Source organism: Streptomyces cyslabdanicus, assembly GCF_052663305.1.
The window spans coordinates 1-21,620 of the sequence record NZ_JBQRUW010000015.1; the positions used below are offsets into that span (position 1 = coordinate 1).

20 protein-coding genes are annotated in these 21,620 nt (G+C 73.2%); 11 read left to right on the forward strand and 9 right to left on the reverse strand.

The window, feature by feature from the left end; translation table 11 throughout:
- Nucleotides 1–121: 121 nt before the first annotated feature.
- The 4 genes from ACTYVM_RS10195 to ACTYVM_RS10210 form a co-directional block, all read right to left on the reverse strand.
- Nucleotides 122–1,072, reverse strand: a complete 951-nt coding sequence (locus ACTYVM_RS10195) for an NADP-dependent oxidoreductase (protein WP_445525622.1) — start codon at nucleotides 1,070–1,072, stop codon at nucleotides 122–124.
- Between the two features lie 215 nt (nucleotides 1,073–1,287).
- A complete protein-coding gene (locus ACTYVM_RS10200) occupies nucleotides 1,288–1,587 on the reverse strand; it encodes a DUF4235 domain-containing protein (RefSeq protein WP_445525595.1) in 300 nt (99 codons plus the stop codon).
- A gap of 62 nt (nucleotides 1,588–1,649) precedes the next feature.
- Nucleotides 1,650–2,669 carry a glutathione S-transferase family protein gene (locus ACTYVM_RS10205; RefSeq protein WP_445525596.1) on the reverse strand — a complete coding sequence of 340 codons (1,020 nt, stop codon included), beginning with the start codon at nucleotides 2,667–2,669 and terminating at the stop codon, nucleotides 1,650–1,652.
- Nucleotides 2,670–2,862: 193 nt separating this feature from the next.
- Nucleotides 2,863–3,312: a nitroreductase family deazaflavin-dependent oxidoreductase gene (locus ACTYVM_RS10210; protein WP_445525597.1), complete on the reverse strand. Its 450-nt coding sequence runs from the start codon at nucleotides 3,310–3,312 to the stop codon at nucleotides 2,863–2,865.
- Between the two features lie 285 nt (nucleotides 3,313–3,597).
- Here ACTYVM_RS10210 and ACTYVM_RS10215 point away from each other — a divergent pair, with 285 nt between their 5' ends.
- From ACTYVM_RS10215 to ACTYVM_RS10230, 4 genes are all read left to right on the forward strand, one after another.
- Complete coding sequence (locus ACTYVM_RS10215) at nucleotides 3,598–4,803, forward strand: cytochrome P450 (RefSeq protein WP_445525598.1); 1,206 nt, start codon at nucleotides 3,598–3,600, stop codon at nucleotides 4,801–4,803.
- 12 nt (nucleotides 4,804–4,815) lie between these two features.
- A complete protein-coding gene (locus ACTYVM_RS10220; protein ID WP_400028480.1) occupies nucleotides 4,816–5,013 on the forward strand; it encodes a ferredoxin in 198 nt (65 codons plus the stop codon).
- Nucleotides 5,014–5,148: 135 nt separating this feature from the next.
- Entirely contained in the window at nucleotides 5,149–5,763 is a 615-nt protein-coding gene (locus ACTYVM_RS10225) for a flavoprotein (RefSeq protein ID WP_445525599.1), read from the forward strand.
- A gap of 33 nt (nucleotides 5,764–5,796) precedes the next feature.
- On the forward strand, nucleotides 5,797–6,765 hold the full coding sequence (locus ACTYVM_RS10230) for an aldo/keto reductase (protein ID WP_445525600.1): 969 nt from the start codon (nucleotides 5,797–5,799) through the stop codon (nucleotides 6,763–6,765).
- A gap of 95 nt (nucleotides 6,766–6,860) precedes the next feature.
- On the opposite strand, the gene ACTYVM_RS10235 is transcribed toward ACTYVM_RS10230, so the two are convergent.
- From ACTYVM_RS10235 to ACTYVM_RS10250, 4 genes are all read right to left on the reverse strand, one after another.
- Entirely contained in the window at nucleotides 6,861–7,364 is a 504-nt protein-coding gene (locus tag ACTYVM_RS10235) for a universal stress protein (RefSeq protein WP_445525601.1), read from the reverse strand.
- A gap of 55 nt (nucleotides 7,365–7,419) precedes the next feature.
- Nucleotides 7,420–8,622, reverse strand: coding sequence for an SLC13 family permease (locus ACTYVM_RS10240; RefSeq protein ID WP_445525602.1), 1,203 nt, complete (start codon nucleotides 8,620–8,622; stop codon nucleotides 7,420–7,422).
- A 142-nt stretch (nucleotides 8,623–8,764) separates the two neighbouring features.
- The gene (locus ACTYVM_RS10245; RefSeq protein ID WP_445525603.1) at nucleotides 8,765–9,478 is read right to left on the reverse strand and encodes a DUF4232 domain-containing protein; all 714 of its coding nucleotides are present in this window, start codon (nucleotides 9,476–9,478) and stop codon (nucleotides 8,765–8,767) included.
- Between the two features lie 200 nt (nucleotides 9,479–9,678).
- On the reverse strand, nucleotides 9,679–11,043 hold the full coding sequence (locus ACTYVM_RS10250; RefSeq protein WP_445525604.1) for a serine/threonine-protein kinase: 1,365 nt from the start codon (nucleotides 11,041–11,043) through the stop codon (nucleotides 9,679–9,681).
- A gap of 46 nt (nucleotides 11,044–11,089) precedes the next feature.
- Here ACTYVM_RS10250 and ACTYVM_RS10255 point away from each other — a divergent pair, with 46 nt between their 5' ends.
- Complete coding sequence (locus tag ACTYVM_RS10255) at nucleotides 11,090–11,641, forward strand: RNA polymerase sigma factor (RefSeq protein WP_445525605.1); 552 nt, start codon at nucleotides 11,090–11,092, stop codon at nucleotides 11,639–11,641.
- A 256-nt stretch (nucleotides 11,642–11,897) separates the two neighbouring features.
- Here the strand turns inward: ACTYVM_RS10255 and ACTYVM_RS10260 are convergent, their stop codons facing one another.
- The gene (locus tag ACTYVM_RS10260; RefSeq protein ID WP_445525606.1) at nucleotides 11,898–14,276 is read right to left on the reverse strand and encodes a SpoIIE family protein phosphatase; all 2,379 of its coding nucleotides are present in this window, start codon (nucleotides 14,274–14,276) and stop codon (nucleotides 11,898–11,900) included.
- Between the two features lie 230 nt (nucleotides 14,277–14,506).
- Between ACTYVM_RS10260 and ACTYVM_RS10265 the strand changes: the two genes are divergently transcribed.
- The 6 genes from ACTYVM_RS10265 to ACTYVM_RS10290 all read left to right on the forward strand — a co-directional run bounded on the left by ACTYVM_RS10265 (nucleotide 14,507) and on the right by ACTYVM_RS10290 (nucleotide 21,520).
- A complete protein-coding gene (locus ACTYVM_RS10265) occupies nucleotides 14,507–16,786 on the forward strand; it encodes a glycoside hydrolase family 9 protein (RefSeq protein ID WP_445525607.1) in 2,280 nt (759 codons plus the stop codon).
- Between the two features lie 147 nt (nucleotides 16,787–16,933).
- Complete coding sequence (locus tag ACTYVM_RS10270) at nucleotides 16,934–17,179, forward strand: hypothetical protein (RefSeq protein WP_400028490.1); 246 nt, start codon at nucleotides 16,934–16,936, stop codon at nucleotides 17,177–17,179.
- A 3-nt stretch (nucleotides 17,180–17,182) separates the two neighbouring features.
- Nucleotides 17,183–17,560 carry a toxin Doc gene (locus tag ACTYVM_RS10275; RefSeq protein WP_400028491.1) on the forward strand — a complete coding sequence of 126 codons (378 nt, stop codon included), beginning with the start codon at nucleotides 17,183–17,185 and terminating at the stop codon, nucleotides 17,558–17,560.
- Between the two features lie 99 nt (nucleotides 17,561–17,659).
- Nucleotides 17,660–18,436 (forward strand): methyltransferase domain-containing protein, encoded by a 777-nt coding sequence (locus ACTYVM_RS10280; RefSeq protein WP_445525608.1) that lies wholly within the window; start codon nucleotides 17,660–17,662, stop codon nucleotides 18,434–18,436.
- Nucleotides 18,437–18,700: 264 nt separating this feature from the next.
- Entirely contained in the window at nucleotides 18,701–19,642 is a 942-nt protein-coding gene (locus ACTYVM_RS10285; protein WP_445525609.1) for a MerR family transcriptional regulator, read from the forward strand.
- 231 nt (nucleotides 19,643–19,873) lie between these two features.
- Nucleotides 19,874–21,520, forward strand: a complete 1,647-nt coding sequence (locus ACTYVM_RS10290) for an RICIN domain-containing protein (protein WP_445525610.1) — start codon at nucleotides 19,874–19,876, stop codon at nucleotides 21,518–21,520.
- Nucleotides 21,521–21,620 lie beyond the last annotated feature (100 nt).

Here is a 21,620-nt window from a genome sequence, read left to right on the forward strand (position 1 = left end):
CCCCCCCCCCGATCGGCACACCGTCCAGAACGTCCCTCCCCCCCTTTCTCCCCCCTCCCCCCCCCCCCCCCCCCCCCCCCCCCACCGCCGTGGGGTGTGCCCGGACACCGGACACCGGGCGTCAGTCCATCAGCAGGACCAGCTTGCCCGTGGTGCGGCCGGTCTCGCCGAGCTCGTGCGCCCTGGCGGCCTCGGCGAGCGGGAAGGTGTCGGCGACCGCGGCGCGCAGCCCGCCCTGCGCGACGAGCTCCGCGATCTCCTCCATGCCGTGGTGGTCGGCGTCGACGAGCATCCGCACCGCCCGCACGCCGAGCCGCTCGGCCTCCCGGTAGAGGTCGTCGGAGCCGACCGGCAGGATCGACACCACGATCCCGCCCGGGCGCAGCACCCGCAGGGAACGGAGCGAGGTGTCACCGCCGATCGTGTCCAGTACGACGTCGACGTCCCGCACCGCCTCGGCGAAGTCGGTGGAGCGGTAGTCGACCGGCTCGTCCACGCCGATGCCGCGCAGGAAGTCGTGCTTGCCCGCGCTCGCGGTGCCGAGGACGTACGTGCCGCGCGCCTTGGCGATCTGCACGGCCACATGGCCGACTCCGCCGGCCGCCGCGTGGATCAGCACCCGCTGCCCCGCCCTGAGGTCCGCCCGCTCCACCAGCGCCTGCCACGCGGTCAGCGACACCAGCGGCAGCGCGCCCGCCTGGGTGTGGTCGATCCCGCCCGGCTTCGGCGCGAAGGTCCGGGCCGGAGCGGTCACGTACTCGGCGTGCGAGCCGTGGCCGAACGGGTAGGGCAGCATGCCGAAGACCTCGTCCCCGGGCCGGAAGAGGGAGGCTCCGACGCCCGTCGCCTCGACCACGCCGGAGACGTCCCAGCCCAGGACGAACGGCGGCTCCCCGAGGAAGCCGCCGCCCGCCCGGTGCTTCCAGTCCGTGGGGTTCACCCCGGCCGCCCGCACCCGCACCAGCACCTCGTTGGGCCGGGGCACGGGCCGCTCCAGCTCGATCTCCCGCAGCACCTCGGGGCCGCCGAGGACGTCCTGACCGATCGCGCGCATCGTCTCCATGCCGTTCATGGTGGACCAGCCCGCCCGCACCAGCCCGCTCATCCGGCGGCGCGTCCTCCGGGCCCGGACCCGCCCGGCGCCGCGAGGACCTGACGGGCTGCCGCAACGGCCGGGATCCGGCCCCGGCGCGGGCCGGGGGGCGGCGGCCGGTCGCCCTGCCGGGCCGCGGGCCGCGGTCGCGGCCTGCGGCCGGTGCGGCCGCAGGGCTTCCACGGCAGGGCGGGTCAGCCGTGGTCGTCCCTGACCTTGGCGGGCCAGACGCCGATCGAGCGTTCGACGGCGGTGGCGCCCGCCCGGTCGACGGCGCTGCGCACGACGGCGAGGATGGCGCCCTGGACGGCCGCGGCGAGCAGGATCTCGCCCCAGCGGCGGTCCTCGTCGAGCGGCTCGGGCGCCTCGTCCTCGTGGCGGATGGCCTTCCACGTCGCGCGGAACGCCATGCCCGCCAGCACACCGCCGGCCCAGCCCAACACGAGGCCGACGGGCTGGTAGACGAGTGGGATCTTGTGCTTCTTCTTGGCCATCGGTGTCTCCTTCGCCGGTACGGGGGTTGCCGGCACGGGGCCGGGTCGTCGGGGCCGGGTCGTCAGGGCCGGCCCCGCGGCGGAACCTCCTCGCCGGGCCGTACGGGACCCGGAGGGGTGCCGTCGCCGAAGGGGCGCCCGCCGAGCTCCTCGCGGTGATGCGGGCTCAGCCAGCCCGACAGGTCCGGCCCGAGGGGCACGATCCTGGTCGGGTTGATGCCCGTGTGCACCTGGTAGTAGTGCCGCTTGATGTGGTCGAAGTCGACCGTGTCCCCGAAACCGGGCGTCTGGTACAGGTCCCGGGTGTACGCCCACAGCACGGGGTTCTCGGTGAGTTTCCAGAGGTTGCACTTGAAGTGGCCGTGGTAGACGGCGTCGAACCGGACCAGCGTGGTGAACAGCCGGATGTCCGCCTCGGTGATCGTGTCGCCCACGAGGTAGCGCTGCCCGGCCAGCCGGGACGCCAGCAGCTCCAGCCGCCGGAACACCCCCGCGCAGGCGGCCTCGTACTCCTCCTGGTCGCTGGCGAAGCCCGCCCGGTACACGCCGTTGTTGACGTCCTCGTACACCTCGGCCATCACCGAGTCGATCTCGTCGCGCAGCGCCCGCGGGTACAGGTCCGGCGCGCCCGGCCGGTGCAGCGCGCTCCACTCGGTGGCGAGGTCGAGCGTGATCTGCTGGAAGTCGTTGGTGACCAGCTCACCGCTCGGCACGTCGACGATCGCGGGTACGCTCACCCCGCCGGGGTAGCCCGTCTCCCGCCGGTCGTAGGCCTCGCTGAGGAAGCGGATCCCCAGCACGGGATCCCGGCCGTCGGCGTCGAGCGTGAAACGCCAGCTCCGGTCGTCCTGGATCGGATCCACGACGGCCAGCGACAGGGCGTCCTCCAGCCCCAGCAGCCGCCGTGCGACCAGGGACCTGCTCGCCCACGGGCAGGCACGGCTGACCACCAGCCGGTAACGTCCGGCCTCCACCGGCCGGCCGTCCCGCCCGTCGGCGGTGATCCGGTCCGCGAAGTGACTCCTGGAACGCTTGAAGGCCTTGTGGCCGTAGGCGCTGTTGCCCTCGCCCCCGCCGCTCATGTGTCCTCCCGGCTCGATGGGTGTCCTGGAGAACACGTTCCCCGAAATCCGCCGGCTCCGCGGCGCATTCACCGCGGCGCCGGGCAGCGGGCACGAGAGGGCCCCGCCGCGACGGGGGAGCGCGGCGGGGCCTGACAGACGCATGCCCGAACGGGACGGGCTCATGCCTCCCGGCCGGATTTTCTCGCGCGGCTCAGCTCCCGGCGGCCGGCTCCAGCACGAAGACCGGGATCTCCCGCGAGGTCTTCTGCTGGTACTCGGCGTACGGGGGGAACGCGGCCACGGCCCGCTCCCACCACCGCGCCTTCTCCGTCCCGGTGACCTCACGGGCCGTCATCTCCTGCTTGACCGGACCGTCCTGAAGGTCGACCCGGGGGTCGGCCTTGAGGTTGAAATACCAGAACGGGTGCTTGGGCGCACCACCCTGGGAGGCCACGACGGCGTACCGCCCCTCGTGCTCCACACGCATCAGCGGTGTCTTGCGGATCCTGCCGCTGCGAGCGCCCACGGTGGTCAGCAGGATCACGGGCAGCCCCGTCTCCCGCAGCGTGGTCCCCTTGGTGCCGCCGGAACTCTCGTACAGCTCCACCTGCTCCCGCACCCACTGGGTCGGGCTGGGCTCGTACTCGCCCTGAAGAGCCATGCCGGCCGTCCTCTCGTCTCGTCGCGTCCTGTGACCGATGGTGCAACGCCATTCAACAACCGCACCCACCCGATCCATCCCCACCGACCCGCCACCAGCCGTCCCCGGGGGCCCGGGACCTGCATCCCGCGCCGTTCGGGCGGCAATCGAATTACGATGCGGAATGGGTGGTTCCCAGCCAGATCCAGCAGGTCGCCGATCTGGCCGAACATGATGTCGTGTCTCAGGTGCCCCAGGCATCTAATGAAGATCGGCACGACGCATCCTTCGTCTGCGAGGTCTTCCATGACAGACCTGACCGAACTCTCCGAACCCGTCTCCTTCCCCCAGGACCGGGCCTGCCCCTATCACCCGCCCACCGGGTACGACCCGCTGCGCACCGCCCGGCCGCTGGCCCGCATCCGGCTCTACGACGGCCGCCCGGCCTGGCTCGTCACCGGCCACGCCGTCGCCCGGGACCTGCTGGTGGACCCCCGTCTTTCCACGGACCGCACCCGCTCGGGCTTCCCGGCCACCACGCCCCGCTTCGCCGCCGTCCGCGACCGCAAGCCGGCGCTCCTGGGCGTCGACGACCCCAAGCACCGCAGCCAGCGGCGGATGATGATCCCGAGCTTCACCCTCAAGCGCGCCACCGAGCTCAGGCCGCGCATCCAGAAGATCGTCGACGACCTGCTGGACGCGATGATCGCGCAGGGACCGCCCACCGACCTGGTGCACGCCTTCGCGCTGCCGGTGCCGTCCATGGTGATCTGCGCCCTGCTCGGCGTGCCCTACGCCGACCACGAGTTCTTCGAGGAGCAGTCGAGGCGGCTGCTGCGCGGCCCGACGGCCGAGGAGACGCAGGACGCGCGGGACCGGCTGGCGGAGTACCTGGAGGAGCTGATCGACCACAAGGAGCGACAGCCCGGCGACGGCCTGCTGGACGAACTCGTCCAGCAGCGGCTGCACGAGGGCGAGCTCGACCGCGAGGAGCTGACCGCCCTGGCGATGATCCTCCTGGTCGCGGGCCACGAGACCACCGCCAACATGATCTCCCTCGGCACCTACACGCTCCTGCTGCACCCGGAACGGCTGGCCGAGCTGCGCGCCGACCCCGCGCTGCTGCCGGACGCGGTCGAGGAACTGATGCGGATGCTGTCCATCGCGGACGGGTTGCTGCGGCTGGCCACCGAGGACATCGAGATCGCCGGGACCACGATCAGGGCAGGGGAGGGCGTGGTCTTCTCCACCTCCGTCATCAACCGCGACGAGGACGTCTACCCGGCGCCCGACACCCTCGACTTCCACCGCGCGGCCCGCCACCACGTCGCCTTCGGCTTCGGCATCCACCAGTGCCTCGGCCAGAACCTCGCCCGTACCGAGCTGGAGATCGCCCTGCGCGCGCTCCTCGAACGGCTGCCCGCGCTCCGGCTCGCCGCCCCGCCGGAGGAGATCCCCTTCAAACCCGGCGACACCATCCAGGGGATGCTGGAACTCCCCGTCAGTTGGTAAGAGGCTGCCGCCATGCATATCGAGATCGACAAGGACCGCTGCATCGGCGCCGGACAGTGCGCCCTGACCGCGCCGGGTGTGTTCACCCAGGACGACGACGGCTTCAGCACCCTGCTGCCCGGCCGGGAGGACGGCGCCGGCGACCCGATGGCCCGGGAGGCCGCCCGGGCCTGCCCCGTGGGCGCCATCACGCTGTCCGAGGACGAGTAGAACACATCAGGACGAGGAGGATGAGGGGGGGCGAGGAGGGACAGGAGGACGAGGAATGGGACACCCGGCGGGTCCGCCGGGTGCCCGTCGCGACGGACCGTGGCCCTGCGGCGGAGGATTGACTAGGGTTCCCGGGTGAGCGAACAGGCCCAGAGGCCCTCCGGCGCACCGCCCGGGAACGAGTCCGGGACCGCGTCCGGGAAACCCTTCCTCTACGTCGTCGTCTGCGCCGCCGGCATCGCCGAGGGCGTCAGCAAGCTGATCACCGCCGCGCAGGAACGGGGCTGGGAGGTCGGTGTCATCGCGACACCGGTCGCCATGGGCGGCTTCTTCGACGCCGCCGCCGTCGAGGCGCAGACCCGCCGTCCCATACGGTCGGCCTGGCGCACGCCGGGCGACCCTCGCCCCTTCCCGCCGCCGGACGCCGTGGTCGTGGCGCCCGCCACCTTCAACACGCTCAACAAGTGGGCCGCCGGGACCGCCGACACCCTCGCCCTGGCGACCCTGTGCGAGACGTACGGCATGGGCGTCCCGGTCGCGGTGCTGCCGTGCGTCTCCGACACCCTCGCCGCCCACCCCGCCTACCGGGACAGCCTCGCCCGCCTGCGCGGGATGGGCGTCCGCCTCGGCGATCCCTTCTCCGGCGAACCGGCGCCGGACGGCGGCCGGCCCGAGTTCGGCTGGGAACGGGCACTGGACCTGCTGGACACGTTTCCGAACCGGACGCCCACGGGCCGCCCCGGCTCGTGACCGGCGACCGCGCCAAGAACAGGAGCAGCAACGATGCAGTACGTGAAGCTCGGTTCGACGGGCCTCGAGGTGTCGCGGATCTGTCTGGGCTGCATGACCTACGGCGTGCCCGGCCGCGGCACGCACGAGTGGACCCTCGACGAGGAGGCGTCGCGCCCGCTGATCCGGCAGGCACTGGACGCGGGGATCACCTTCTTCGACACGGCCAACGTCTACTCCGACGGCACCAGTGAGGAGATCGTCGGCCGCGCGCTGCGCGACTTCGCCCGCCGCGACGACATCGTGCTCGCCACCAAGGTGCACGGGCGGATGCGGCCAGGGCCCAACGGCGGCGGGCTGTCCCGCAAGGCGATCATGACGGAGATCGACCACAGCCTGCGCCGGCTGGGCACCGACTACGTCGACCTGTACCAGATCCACCGCTGGGACCCGCACACACCGGTCGAGGAGACCATGGAGGCGCTGCACGACCTGGTGAAGGCGGGCAAGGTCCGCTACATCGGGGCGAGTTCGATGTACGCCTGGCAGTTCTCCAAGGCCCAGTACACGGCCCTGCTGCACGGCTGGACCCCGTTCGTCTCCATGCAGGACCACTACAACCTGCTCTACCGCGAGGAGGAGCGGGAGATGCTTCCCCTGTGCGCGGACCAGGGCGTCGGCGTACTGCCGTGGAGCCCGCTGGCCCGCGGCCGCCTCACCCGGGACTGGGGAGCCACCACCGAGCGCAGCGCCACCGACGCCTTCGGCGGCAAGCTCTACACCGAGGGCGACCGCGGCATCGTCGAGGCGGTCACCCGCGTCGCCGGGGACCGCGGGGTCCCGCGCGCCCAGGTCGCCCTCGCCTGGCTGCTGCGCCAGGACACGGTCACGGCGCCGATCGTCGGCGCGTCCAGGCCGGAGCACCTGCGGGACGCGGTGGCCGCGGTCGAACTGGAGCTGAGCGACAAGGAGGCCGAGGAGCTGGAGGGGCCGTACACGCCGCACGCCGTCAGCGGTCACTGAGAGCGGCAACCGCCCCGCGCACGGGGCAGGGGGCCTGCTCGTGGAACGACGCGAACAGGCAGGCACCACCTCGCGGCGCGGGCCGTTGAACGACCTCAGCGGTGGTGCGGCGGCCGTGGTGGCGGGTGAGGGGGCATCGTCGTGAGGTCCGGCGCGGCCTCCGGCCACACCAGCAGCACCGCGCAGGGCGCGTGGTCGACGGCGAACCGCGCGGCCGGGCCCAGGCTGTGCGGGCCGAGCCGCTCGCGGTCGCCGTCGCGGGCCAGCACCAGCAGATCCGCGTCCTGAGCGGCCGCCACCACCTCGCGTTCCACCCGCCCGCTCCGTTCGATCCTGGTGCACGGCCGCCCGAGCCGGGCCGCGGCCGCCTCGAGCAGTTCGGCCGCCGACGTGCCCCCGAGGTCCGTCAGCAGGTCGCCCGGGTCGCGCTCGACACGGCCGCGGCCGAGCAGCCCGGCGAAGGCGCCGTGCGCCACCGCGGGCACGTCCGGCCCGCTGACGTGCAGCAGGACGACGTCGGACGCGGGGGGAGCATGGGTGCGTACGGCGTCCACGCAGGCGGGCCAGGTGCCCTCCACCAGCCAGGTGATCACACGCATCCGGTCGGCCTCCTTCCGTTTCCCCGGCGCCTTCCGTTTCCCGGCGCCTTCGGCTTCACAGCACCTGCAGCGCCCCCCACAGTGCCACCACCGCCGACACCAGCGCGGCCGGCACGGCCAGCAGACCCAGCCGGGTGAACTCCTTGAGGTCCACTCCGTGTTCGTGCTGGTGCACGATCCGCCGCCACAGCAGGGTCGCCAGCGATCCGGCGTAGGTGAGGTTCGGGCCGATGTTGACGCCGAGCAGCACGGCGAGGACGGCCCCCGGTCCTGCCGGTGCGGTCAACGGCAGCAGGACCAGCACCGCGGGCAGGTTGTTGATCAGGTTGGCGAGCACGGCGGCCAGCGCGGCGACGGCGAGCAGCGCGGGCAGTCCCGTACCGCCGGGCAGGATGCGCCCGAGCGCACCGGCGAGACCGTTGTCGACCACCGCGCGCACCACGATGCCCAGGGCCAGGACGAAGGCGAGGAAGCCCGGCGCCGCGGCCCGCACCACGCTCAGAGCGCTCGCCCGGCGCCGCAGCAGCGCGCGCCCGGCCAGCACCAGCGCCCCCGCCAGGGCGGCCCACACCGGTGCGACGCCGAACGTGGAGGCCACGATGAACCCGCCGAGCGTGCAGGCCACCGTGACCAGGGCGAACAGCGGCAGCTCGGGCGGCTCACCGCTGGGCGGCGAGGGCACCGCGGCGGCCAGGTCGCGGGCGAAGAAACGCCGGAACACCACGTACTCGGCGCCGATCGCCACCAGCCACGGCAGCGCCATCAGCGCCGCGAACCGGGTGAAGCTCAGCCCGCTCGCCGCGAACGCCAGCAGGTTGGTGAGGTTGGAGACCGGCAGCAGCAGCGACGCCGTGTTGGACAGGTGCGTGCAGGCGTAGACGTGCGGTTTGGGCCGTACGCCGGTCCGGGCGGCGGTGGCGAACACGACCGGCGTCAGCAGGACCACCGTGGCGTCCAGGCTGAGCACGGCGGTGATGGCGGACGCCAGCGCGAACACGGCGGTCAGCAGCCGCACCGGGCGCCCCCGCGCCCGGCGGGCCATCCACGCCCCGCAGGCCCGGAACAGGCCCTCCACGTCGCAGAAGTGGGCGAGCACCAGCACCGCGGCGAGGAATCCGACCACCGGTCCCAGCCGCTCCGCCTCGGCCCGCGCGTGGTCCAGCGGGATCGCGCCGGTGGCGACGGCGATCCCGGCGGCGGGCACGGCCATGACCGCCTCGGGCCAGCCGAACGGACGGACGACGGCCCAGGCGAGCACGGCGACGAGCAGGACGACCGAGAGGGCCTCGGCCAGCGGGGTGTTCAGAGCGGTGTCCCTCCGGACGTGACCGACGGTGCCCGCCCATCAAAGCAAAGCGCCGTGCCGGACCCGCGCGGGAGAGCGCCGCGGTCCGGACGGGTCAGGGCTCGGTGCCGGGGCTGAGAACCGTCAGGAACACCGAGGAGGCGTTGCCGCCCACGGGCACCTGGCCGGCCGTCCACCGCACCGTGAGGTGGTCGTGCTCGTCCGGCGGAGTGACGATCAGCGAGGCGGGCGTCCCCGTCCTCGCGCCGCTCACCCCCGGGTTGGAGAAGGTCAGTCCCGCCCAGGCGCTCTGGCCGGGCTTCAGCGTCACCGTGGCGGGCGTGCCCGAGGACCGCTTCGGGTCCGGGCCCAGCTGCCTGCCGGAGGCGTCCACGAAGGCGGCGCCGGGATAGCCGTGCAGGGTGCAGGCGCGGCCGGAGGTGTTCGTCAGGACGACCGGGAAGTTCTCCTGCCCGGCTCCCGGGTTCTCGCGGCCCACCGACGCGCTGAGTTCGGAGGTGTGACAGCGGGTGCTCGTGGCGGGGGCGCGGGTGTCGCCCGTGTGCGCGGGTGTGCCCGGGACGGAGCCTGCGGCCGTGCCGCTCGGCGGCGCGGCGCCGCGCGGGGGAGCGGAGCTCGTGCCGGGTGCCGTACCGGCCGGGGCGTCGTCGGTCGTGTCGCCGGTCGCGGGCGCGGCGGTGCCGGTCACCTTCTGCGGAGCACCGCTCGTGCCGCTGCCGTTGCCGCAGGCGGTCAGCGGCAGGCCCAGCACGGCGACCGCGCCGACGAGCAGGGCCGCCCGGCGGACGGACGGGGACTTGTGCGCCATGTTCCACACTCCTGGGGTCGCTCGCACGCGGTTGGCCGCGTGCCCACGGCGCCGGGTGCGCCGTTCTGGATGTCCGATGCGCGGACCGGGCGAAAAGTTCGCGGTCGCCCGCACTTTTCTCCCGGTGACTTCTTCCCCGCGCGGCCCCCGAGGTGGCTCTCACCCGTACGGAGCCGGGCGGCTCTCACCCGAACGGGGGATCAGGTGACACGCAGGGAGCGCAGTACGCGGTCGGTCGCGTCGTCGCCGCCGTGCTGACGGATCTGCACGTACAGCTGCGGCTGACCGCCGTCGGACGGGACGAGCGCGGACTCCGTGAGCCGGCCGCCGCCGGGGCAGTCGCTCCAGGTCCGGATCAGGCCGTGCCACCGCCCGCCGGTGTAGGCCCGGGCGCCGTCGTAGCGACAGCCCGGGTGGCCGAGCGCGTCGACGCGGGCGGTGACGTCGCCGTGCTCGCTCAGACCGGCGAACACCCCGCGCGCGTCGGCGCCGAGGTCCTGCCACCGGGTCAGGTCGTCGGCGACGGCGAGCCCCGGCTCGTGCCCGGCGGGCAGCCCCAGCGCCGCGGGATCCCAGCCGGAGTCGCGCAGTTGGCGCCCCCAGCCGTCGGGCACCCGCAGCGCGATCCGGCCCGTGGCGTCCTCGACGCCCACGTCGGAGCCCGAAGAAGGCAGGTTCACCCAGGCGACGGCGGCCCCGGCGACGACGACGGCGGCCACGGCGGCGGCCAGCACCACCGTCCTGCCCCGCCCGCGCGGGCGGACGGCGCCCGCCGGGGCCGAGGCCAGCCGGTCCAGCTCGTCCGCGAACGCCTCGGCGGTGGGCCAGCGCCGCTCGCGGTCCGGTTCCAGGGCCCGCATCAGCGCCCGGGCCACGCCGGCGTCCAGGCCCGGCCGCAGCCGCTCGGGCCGTACCACCGCGCCGGGCTCGGCGGGCACCGTGCCGGTGACGAGCCGGTAGCCGACCGCGCCCAGGCCGTAGACGTCCGCCCGCGCGTCGATGCCCGTGCCGGGCTCGGCCTGCTCCGGCGGACGGTACCCGGCCGAACCCGCCGCCAGGGTCAGCCCCGAGGCCTGCGCCAGGCTCTTGGCGAGTCCGAGATCGGCGAGCAGCACCCGGCGGCTGCCGTCCGGCGCGGTGCGCAGCAGCACGTTGCTCGGCTTGACGTCCCGGTGCACGATGCCCGCCTCGTGCAGGGCGTGGGCGGAGCGGGCGGCCAGCGCGGTCAGCCGCAGCGCCTCGCGCACCGGCGGCGGATCGGTGGCGAGCAGGTCGGCGAGGGTGCCCGCGTCGGCGTACTCCATGACGAAGTACGGTCTGCCGTCGGGCAGTTCACCGATGTCGTAGACCTGAGCCACCCGGGACGAACCGGCCCTGCGCAGCAGTCGTGCCTCGGCCAGGAACCGCTCGCGCACGTCGAGGCGGTGGGACCAGTTCTCGGCGAGGACCTTGACGGCCACGGGGGCCTCGAGCTCGTCGTCGTGGGCGAGCCACACCGTGCCGAAGGCGCCCGTGCCCAGACGCCGTTCGAGCCGGTAGCGGCCGATCCGCTCGAGGGAGTGCATGCGACTATGATGCCTGCCCCGGGATCCACGCAAAGGGGGCCCAGTCGTGCAGAACGCGGCACCGGTCGAAGATCTCGCCCGGCGCGCCGCCACCGGTGACGGTGCCGCGCTGGAGACCCTGCTCCAGCAGGTGCGGCCCGAGGTGGTCCGGCGCTGCGGGCGTTTCCTGCCCTGCCGTGAGGACGCCGAGGAGGCCGCGCAGGACGTGCTGCTCCAGATCGCCCGGAGGATCACCGCCTTCGAGGGCCGCAGCCGCTTCAGCACCTGGCTCTACACGGTCGTCGCCAACTGCTGCCGCCAGAAGTACCGGGAGCTCAAGCGCCGCGCCGCCGAGCAGCCCGCGCGGATCGAGCCCGGGCGCTACGCCGACCCGCGCACCACGAGCGTCATCGCGGGCTCCCGGGTGGACCTGCTGGAGGCCCTGGACCGGCTGGAGCGGGAGCACCCCCACCTGGTGGCGCCGCTGGTGTACCGGGACATCTGCCGACTGGAGTACGCCGAGGCCGCCGAACGGGCGGGCATCCCGCTGGGCACGCTCAAGTCGCGGCTGTACGAGGCACGCCGACGGGTGCGGCCCTGGCTGTCCGACGGGTCCTGAGCGCTGGCCGGGCTCGACGGGTCCTGTGCCCCGGATGGGCTCGACGGATCGTGAGCCGCGGCCCGGTTCGACGGATCGTGAGCCCTGGTTGGGCTCGACCGGTCCTGAGCGCCGGCCGGGGTCGACCGGTACTGAGCCCTGGCCGGGCTCGACGGGTACTGAGCCCTGGCCGGGCTCGATGGATCGTGAGACCCGGCTGGGTTCCACGGACCCTGAGCCCCGGCCGATGCGTGACCGGTCCTGAGCCCGGCCGGGCTCACTCGTCGTCGAGCAGGCCCAGCTCCGCCCAGATCGTCTTGCCCTCGGCGGTGTGCCTGCTGCCCCACCTCCGGGTGAGCTGGGCGACCAGCAGCAGGCCGCGGCCCCCCTCGTCCCAGGTCTTGGCGCGGCGCAGGTGCGGAGCGGTGTGGGTGGTGTCGGACACCTCGCACGTCAGATGCGACTCGTCGTGGATGAGCCGGAGCCGGATGGGCGGGGTGCCGTACCGGATCGCGTTGGTGACCAGCTCGCTGACGACCAGTTCGGTCGTGAACGCCGCCCCGCTCAGCCCCCAGTCGTCGAGCCGGTCGACGACCTGCTTGCGGACCGGGGCGACCAGCGCCGGGTCGGCGGGAACGTCCCAGGTCGCCACCTGGGAGGGCGGCAGGGCGCGGGTACGGGCCAGCAGCAGCGCCGCGTCGTCCGAGGCGCCGCCCGCCGGCAGCAGGGTGCGCAGGACGCGGTCGCAGGTCTCCTCCAGGGAGCCGCCGCCGGCGGCGGCCAGCGCCTTGCACAGCAGCCGGTGGCCGGCCTCGGTGTCCCGCTCGCGGCTCTCGACGAGACCGTCGGTGTAGAAGGACAGCACACTGCCCTCGGGCAGCTGGAGCTCGACGCTCTCGAACGGCAGCCCGCCCAGGCCCAGCGGCGGGCCGGAGGGCAGCTCCACCCGGCGGGGCGGGCCGTCCGGCGGGACCAGCACGGGCGGCGGGTGCCCGGCGCGAGCGAGCGTGCAGCGGCGGGTGACCGGGTCGTACACCGCGTACAGGCAGGTCGCGCCGACCTCGCCGGGCCGCCCCTCGGCCCCGGCCTCGGCGGACATCCGGGCCACCACGTCGTCGAGGTGGGTGAGCAACTCGTCCGGTGCGAGGTCGATGTCGGCGAGGGTGCGTACGGCGGTGCGCAGCCGTCCCATGCTGGCCGAGGCCTGCACACCGTGCCCGAGGACGTCCCCGACGACCATGGCGACCCGGGACCCGGACAGCGGGATCACGTCGAACCAGTCGCCGCCCACCCCGGCCCGGGCCGCCGGAAGGTAGCGGGAGGCCGCTTCGAGGGCGGCGGTGCGCGGCAGGCTGCGGGGCAGCAGGCTGCGCTGGAGGGCGAGGGCGGTCTCCCGCTCGCGGGAGTAGCGCCGGGCGTTGTCGATGCAGACGGCGGCGCGGGCGGTGACCTCCTCGGCCAGCAGCACGTCGTCGGGCATGAAGGGGGCGGGCTGCCGGAACCGGGTGAACACGGCGACCCCGAGCGTCACGCCCCTGGCCCGGATCGGCACGGACATCGTGGCGTGGACCCCGAGTTCCCCGGAGTGCAGGCGACGCACCGGGTCCCAGGACAGCCACTTCTCAAGGTCGCCGGACTCCTTGGAGATCACCACGGCGTGGCCCGTGACCAGGCAGGCACCCTGGGGGGAGGTGGCCGGGTACAGCTCGGTCCGCCCGGTGACGGCGAGCGCCTCGGGGCTGCCCGCTTCGACGGAGCGGTGGGCGACCCGGCGCATCGCGGCCGGCATCGCCACCGGCCCGGTGAGGGGTTCCCCGCCGTGCTCGGGCGGGTCCAGCAGGTCGACGCTGACGAAGTCGGCGAGGGCCGGTACGCAGACGTCGGCGAGTTCCTGCGCCGTCCGGGGGACGTCGAGGGTGGTGCCGATGCGCACACTCGCCTCGTTGACCAGTTGCAGCCGCTGGCGAGCCCGGTACTGCTCGGTGAAGTCGTGCGCGGCGACGCACACCCCGCGCACCCGCCCCCGCCGGTCGGTGATCGGCGACAGGCGTGCCAGCCAGGCGCTCACCTGGCCGTCGCCGCCCATCGGCACATACGTCCGTACGTCGTTCCCTCGGCCGGTGGTGAGGACCTGGTGCAGGTGCCACTCGAAGGCCTCGCTCTGCCGGCGGCCGCCGATCTCGGAGTGGCGCAGGCCCCGCAGGCGTTCGGCCGGTACCTCCAGCACGTCCGCCATGGCGGCGTTCATCGCGTGCAGCCGCAGCCGCTCGTCGTAGATCGCCACGGCGCAGGGGGACTGGATGAGCTCCGCGTGGGCCAGTGGGTCGTCGGGGCCCGGGGGGCCGGTGCCCTCCAGCGGGGTGACCAGGAGCCAGTCGCCGCCGTCCTCCGGGCGCCGGTGGTGGGCCAGGATCCAGACGGGCACGGCGCGCCCGTCGCGGTGCCGCACCGTGAGGACGCCGTTCCAGCGGGGCTCGTCGGGAAGGGCGATGGCCGGGCCGTCGGCCAGCAGGTTCGCGGCCCGCTCGCCCAGTACCTCGTCGGGCGCCCAGCCGAGCAGCCGGCGCGCGCCCTCGTTCCATTCGACGAGGACGCCGTGCTCGTCGACGACAGCCCGAGCCGTGGCGGCTTCGTCGAACGGATACACGGGGCTCATCGTCGCCACTCCATCGCGCACACTCACAGTGAACGGTGCGTCACTTCCGTTCCAGCCTAGTGCGTACCGGCATCGTACGGACGGCGACCCCCTGCCGGCCTGGGCGCGCGGACGGGCAATACGTCCCGTCGGGACCGTTGACGGATGTCATGGCTGCAACAACCATGGTGCCTTCGCCCTTGGGAGCGCTCCCACGGGTGTCGCCCGTACCTCCTCCGAGGAGCCCAGACGTGAAACGACGCAGAACCACCCTGCTGTCCGTGGCAGCCCTGCTGGGGGCGGCCCTCACCGCCCTGCCGTCCGCCTCGCAGGCCCAGGCGGACGAGGTCGAGCAGATCAGGAACGGCACCTTCGACACCACCATCGAGCCGTGGTGGACGAGCAACGTCACCGCGGGCCTGTCCGACGGCCGGCTGTGCGCGGACGTGCCCGGCGGTACCACCAACCGCTGGGACGCCGCCGTCGGACAGAACGACATCACCCTGGTGAAGGGGGAGAGCTACCGGATGTCGTTCACGGCGACCGGCACCCCCGACGCGCATGTCGTCCGGGCGGTCGCGGGGCTCTCGGTGGAGCCGTACGACACCTGGTTCGAGGTGAGCCCGCAGCTGAGCGTCTCGGGGAACACCTACTCGTACACCTTCACCTCCCCCGTGGACACGACGCAGGGTCAGGTCGCCTTCCAGCTCGGCGGCACCGCGGACCCCTGGCGCTTCTGCCTGGACGACGTGTCGCTCCTCGGCGGGGTGCCGCCGGAGGTGTACGAGCCCGACACCGGGCCGCGGGTGCGGGTCAACCAGGTCGGCTATCTGCCCGGCGGCCCCAAGAACGCCACCCTGGTCACCGACGCGGGCGCCAAGCTGCCCTGGCAGCTGCGCGACGCCCGCGGGGCCGCCGTGGCGCACGGCTGGAGCACGCCGCGGGGCACGGACGTCTCCTCGGGACAGAAGGTGCACTCGATCGACTTCGGCACCTACAAGGGGAGCGGCAAGGGCTTCACCCTGGTCGCCGACGGCGAGACGAGCCACCCGTTCGACATCGGCGCCGACGTCTACGACCAGCTCCGCCTGGACTCGCTCAAGCACTACTACACCCAGCGCAGCGGCATCGAGATCCGCGAGGACCTGCGGCCCGGCTACGGCCGCCCGGCCGGCCACCTGGACGCCGCCCCCAACCAGGGCGACTCCAAGGTGCCCTGCCAGCCGGGCCTGTGCGACTACACGCTGGACGTCACCGGCGGCTGGTACGACGCCGGCGACCACGGCAAGTACGTCGTCAACGGCGGCATCACCACCTGGGGACTGCTGAGCACCTACGAGCGCACCCTGCACGCCCGCACCGCCCGGCCCGCGAGCCTCGGTGACCGCACGCTCGCCCTCCCGGAGAGCGGCAACAAGGTGCCCGACATCCTGGACGAGGCCCGCTGGGAGCTGGAGTTCCTGCTGAAGATGCAGGTGCCGGCCGGGCAGCCGCTGGCCGGCATGGCGCACAGCAAGGTCCACGACGAGGACTGGACGGGGCTGCCGCTGCTGCCGAGCCAGGACCCGCAGAAGCGCGAACTGCACCGGCCGACCACCCAGGCGACCCTGAACCTGGCGGCGACGGCCGCGCAGGCGGCCCGCCTCTACGAGCCCTACGACCGGGCGTTCGCGGCGAAGGCCCTGCGGGCCGCGCGTACGGCCTGGACCGCGGCCCTCGCCCATCCCGCCCTCTACCCGGACCCGGACGACGGCATCGGCGGCGGCGCCTACCCCGACGACAACGCCACCGACGAGTTCTACTGGGCGGCCGCCGAGCTCTACCTCACCACCGGTGAGAAGCAGTTCGCGGACTACGTGACCAAGTCCCCCCTGCACACGGCCGACATCTTCGGCAGCGTCAGCTTCGACTGGGCCTCCACCGCGGTGCCCGCCCGCCTCGACCTCGCCACCGTCCCGAGCAAGCTGCCCGGCCGGGAGAAGGTGCGCCAGTCGGTGATCAAGGGCGCGGACAGGTACCTCGCCACGCTGAAGGCGCAGCCGTACGGCATGCCGTACGCGCCCGCGGACAACATGTACGACTGGGGCTCCAACAGCCAGATCCTCAACAACGCCCGCGTCCTCGGCGCCGCCTACGACCTCGACGGCGCCACGAAGTTCCGTGACGGCGCGGTGCAGAGCATGGACTACATCCTGGGCCGCAACGCGCTCAACATCTCCTACGTCACCGGCTACGGCACGGTCAGCTCCCACAACCAGCACAGCCGCTGGTACGCGCACGAGCTCGAGCCGAGCCTGCCCAACCCGCCGAAGGGCACCGTCGCGGGCGGGGCCAACTCCAGCATCCAGGACCCGTACGCGCAGAGCAAACTCCAGGGCTGCGTGGGCCAGTTCTGCTACATCGACGACATCGAGTCCTGGTCGACGAACGAGACGGCCATCAACTGGAACGCCGCGCTGGCCTGGATGGCCTCCTTCGCCGCGGACCAGGGACGGCCGGCCGGGCCGCCCGCCCACTCCGGAAAGGGGTGAGCGGGCCGGACCACAGGAACGCCGCCGCGTCCCCAGCGGCGCGGCGGCGCCCTCCCACGGTTGCGGACCCACCGGCTGGTACCGCCGTCCCGCCGCTGTGACCAGCGGACATTTACGGGAAAGTACCCGCGCGGTACCGTGTTGGCCATGCCAGCTCTCAATGTGGAGTTCAGCGACCGCGAACTTGAGGACCTGCGTCAGATCGCCAAGGAACGCGGCACGTCGATGAAGGCGCTCGTGCGCGAGGCCGCCGCCGCGGACATAGCCCGGCACCGGGCCCTCCAGGAGGGCGCCGAGGCCTTCCGGCGGTTCTTCACCGCCCACGCGGACGAGTTCGCGACGGCCTTTCCCGAGGACGAGGCAACCACGAAGGGCGAGGGGCGGGCAGCCTGACCGATGACCCCCGTCATCCACATCGACGTGCCCTGGCTGCTCCAGCGCCACGAGGAGGTCCTTCCGGGCCAGCCCACGGTCGACGACTTCTCGGCCCTGGTGGCCGCCGTCGCCCGCCACCGCGTCGACCCGCCGCGTCTCGGCGTCGACTCCGACCCGGCCTGGCGGGCCGCCGCGCTGCTGCACACCCTCGCCGTGCTCAAACCCCTGCCCTCGGCCAACGCCCGCTTCGCCTGCGCGACGGCCGTGGCCTACATGTTCGTCAGCGGCGTCGGCATCGACCCGCCCTACGGAGCCCTCGTCGACCTCACCCGCGACCTGATGTCCGGCAAGACCGACGTCTACGGCGCCGCCGACCGCCTCCGCTCCTGGGAGATCTGACCATCCTCGCCGGCGGGGAGCGTGCGCGCGGCGCTCCCGACCGACTCCATCAGCTCGCCAAAGTCTCGTCGGCTCAGAGGAGTTGATTGACTGTCTCCCATGACCTCAACAGCGTTCGAGACCGCTGCCCCCGACCCGATCGCCTACCTCGACCGGGTCGCTGCGACCGACCTGGGCCGCTCCTACAAGCGGCGCATGCTCGAGGAACTCGACATGCGCCCGGGCCAAACGGCGCTCGACCTGGGCTGTGGTCCCGGCACCGATCTCGCCTCGCTCGCCCAAGCCGTCACGGCGACAGGAACGGTGATCGGTGTCGACCACGACCAGGCCACGGTCGACGCCGCCAGGGAGCGCACCACTGACCAGCGCACTGTCACCGTGCGACTCGGCGACATCCACGACCTGCCGTTGCCCGACCACACCGTCGACCGTGCCCGCACCGACCGGGTACTGCAACACGTCGCCGACCCTGTGCGAGTACTCAGCGAAATCCACCGCGTGCTACGACCCGGTGGACGGCTCGTCATGGGCGAGCCGGACTGGGACACCCTGACCGTCGACCATCCGGACAGCGGCCTTTCGCGCGCCTACACCCAGTACGTCACGGACAAGGTCGTCCGCAACTCCCGCATCGGCAGGCAGCTCCCCCGACTGTCGGCAGGGGCAGGATTCGCGGTGCCCGCGGTCATCCCGATCACCCCCGTGTTCCGAGATGTCCAGGCAGCCGACAAAATCCTCGGACTGGAGCGGACCACACAGCGCGCGGTGGCCGCCGGATACTTCACCGAGGAAGCGGCACGACGCTGGCTGGACCACTTCTCCACCGGGCCCTTCCTCGCGGCGGTGACGTTCTACATCGTCGTAGCCGAGTCGTAGTCGCCGGACCAGCGACGACAGCCCGCCGGGAACGGCTCCCGGCGGGCACGGACCGTGCCCAACACCGCTTGCGCTACGACCGCCGGCCGCGCCGCCGGTGACCACTCGCGGTCACCGCCAGGCTGGACCCCCGCAGAACTGGTGACATTTGAACACACGAGCCTGCCCGCACTCTCTTGACCCTGCCACCGTGTGAGGGCCAACACTCGAGGCGTCATGTTCACCATCGGAGACTTCGCCAGGCATGGACGTGTTTCTCTTCGCATGCTCAGGCACTACGACGCCATCGGTCTGCTGCGCCCCGCGCACGTCGACCAGTCCAGCGGCTACCGCTTCTACGAGGCGGCACAGCTGTCCCGGCTCAACGGGATCGTCGCGCTGAAGGGCCTCGGCTTCACACTGCAGCAGGTACTGACGATCCTCGACGAGGACATCAGCACCGAGGAGTTGCGCGGAATGCTGCGACTGCGACGCGCCGAGCTGGAAGCGGCCCTGGCGGACGCGGCGTCGGGCCTGGCCCAGATCGAGGCGAGGCTCCGGTCGATCGAGAACGAGGGTTTCATGCCCCAGGAAGACGTCGTCATCAGGCAACTGCCCGCGGTCCGTCTGGCTGAACTGAGCGCGACAGCCACGAGCTTCAGCCCTGACGAGACCGGCCCGCTCATCGGCCGGCTCTTCGACGAGCTGCGCCGACGGCTCAACTCCGCCGGAATTGCTCCGACCGGCCCTCGCACCGTCTACTTCGAGACTGAGGGCGACTACGGGATCGTCGTGCACGTCGGCCTCCCTGTCCCCGCGGGAGTCAGGGAGGACGCGGACCTCCGGATCGTCTCGCTGCCCTCAGTGGAATGCGCCGCCACGATCGTGCACCACGGCATGACTCACGGCTTTCTGAGCACCAGCCAGCTGCTTGTCCGCTGGGTCGACGCCCACGGCTACCGGTTCGACGGGCATGCGCGGGAGGTCACACTCAACTTCTCGAGAATCCGCACGAGTCGGTGGCCGAACTGCAAGCACCAGTCGTCGCGATCTGACCTTGGCCGCTGCCACGTCGCCACCGCCAAGCGTGCCCCCAGGGGACGGATCAGGTTCGGGCGCCCGACGTCCCCGCGGATCCCGAAGTCACGTCACAGAGCGAGGGATGTCGCACACTTCACAGGCGCGCGTGGTGGCGGTGGGAGCGCGAACGTGTGGGCCGCGCGGTAGCGTACGCGCACAGCGCCCGGTGACGTCCCGCTTCCTGACTTTCCGTCAATGATGCCCCTCTTGTCGGTATGTCTTGTTGTGTGTCGCCGAGCTGTGCAAGGCTGAGCGGCCCGTGCGTGGGCAAGGGCCGGTTTCCAACGGACAGTTGGGGAGTCGAGCCGATTCGTCCGCCGGCCGTGTGCCAGACCCGCGGGCCCGCTCCACACAGGTACGTACCAAAGGAAGCTCTTCGTGCCCACCCCCCACCCCTCTCGTCCTCCCAGCCCGCCGCCCGGCGGGATACCCGGGGAGCCCGACGAATCCCTCGCCGCCCGGCTCACCGGCAGCACGGACGACGAAGTCGCGCAGTGCGTCGCCCTGCTGACCGCACGACACTGGCAGCCGGTCCACGACTACGCGGTGATCTGCCTCGCCTCCCCGGCACCCGTCGCGGCCATGGTGGCCTCGGCCGCCTTCCACCAGGTCCTCGACCGGCTGACCCTGGGCGAGCCGGGCGCCGCGCTGCGCCCCCGGCTGCTGCTGACCGTGCGCGACACGGTCCGGCTGTGGGCCGGCCAGGACCGCCTGTGCGCCGCCCTGCCGGAGTTGCACAAACCCGCCGGAGGCCGGGGCATGCGGGCCGCCGCGAACCTGGTCCCGGAGAACCGCCGGCTCGCCCAGCGGTCCTTCGAGGGCCTCACCCCGGCTGCCCAGTGCCTGCTGTGGCACACCGAGGTGGAGGCCGAACCGCTCGGCGTCCCGGCCGGGTTGCTGGGCATGGACCTCGACACCGCCTCCCGCACCCTGGAAGAGGCCCGGGACAAGTTCCGCGAGGGCTGCGTGCGCGCCCACCGCGAACTCGCGCCCACCGGTGACTGCCGCTTCCACAACCGGCTGCTCGAGGTGCCGATCCGCCGCGGCGGCGGCCTGCTGCCGGACGTCCAGCGGCATCTGGACGACTGCCGCTACTGCCGGGACGCCGCCGGACAGCTCGGCCAGGTGGAGAACGCACCGGGTGCGCTGCTCGCCGAGGCGGTGCTCGGCTGGGGCGCCCGCCGCTACCTCGACTCCCGTCCGGGCCGCGCCGGGCAGACCACGCGCGCGAAAGGCACCGCCCGGCACGGCGGGGGACGGCCGACCGGCGGCGGCCGGTACGGGCTGCTCTCCCGGTTCGCCGCGCCGGGCCGCCGTGTCCGGGGCATCCCGCGCTCGTCCCGGGCGCTGCGCACCGGCCTCGGCGTGGTCTGCGCCGCACTGCTCGCGACCGTGCTCGGCGTCAGCCTGTGGCCGCACGGCGACGGCACCGCGCCGACCGCGTCCACCGGCGCGACCGGCACCGGGGACACGGCGCACGGCACCGACTCCGGGATACCGCCCGCCGGTTCCGCGACGCCCGGCGCCGCCAGGCCGTCCCCGTCGACCGAGCAGACCCGGCTGCGCAACGTCGCGGCCGGCCTGTGCCTGGCCGTCCGGGGCGAGGCGAAGGCCGGAGCCCCCACCGAACTGGCCGAGTGCTCCTCGGCCTGGAGCCAGCGGTGGACGCTGGAGGACGACGGGCTGCTGCGCAGCGTCGCCGACCCCGGCCTGTGCCTGGACTCGCACGCCGACGCGGGTGTGGTCGTCCTCGGCACCTGCGCACAGACCGGTGCCGAACGGGCCCCCGACGTCCGCTACGACGTGGGCGGGCAGGGGCAGTTGCTGCCCCGCTCGGAGGAAGGGCTCGCCCTCGCCTCCGCCTCGACGCAGGCGGGCGCGGACATCGTCGTGAAGGTCCGCGACGACACCGCCGCGCAGCGTTGGGCGGCGGACTCCGTGTCGGTGACTCCGGGCCCGCTGTCGGTCGCCGGGACGGGCATGCCGTCCACCCGCCGGCCCGCATCGCCGGACCTCACCATGTGAGGGCCGTGGGCGCCGCCCACCTCCGGGGGGGAGGCACGGCCGGCAGGCGACCAGGGCAGCCGCGAGGCATGAGCCGAGATCACCTGGGTGCCTGGATCTC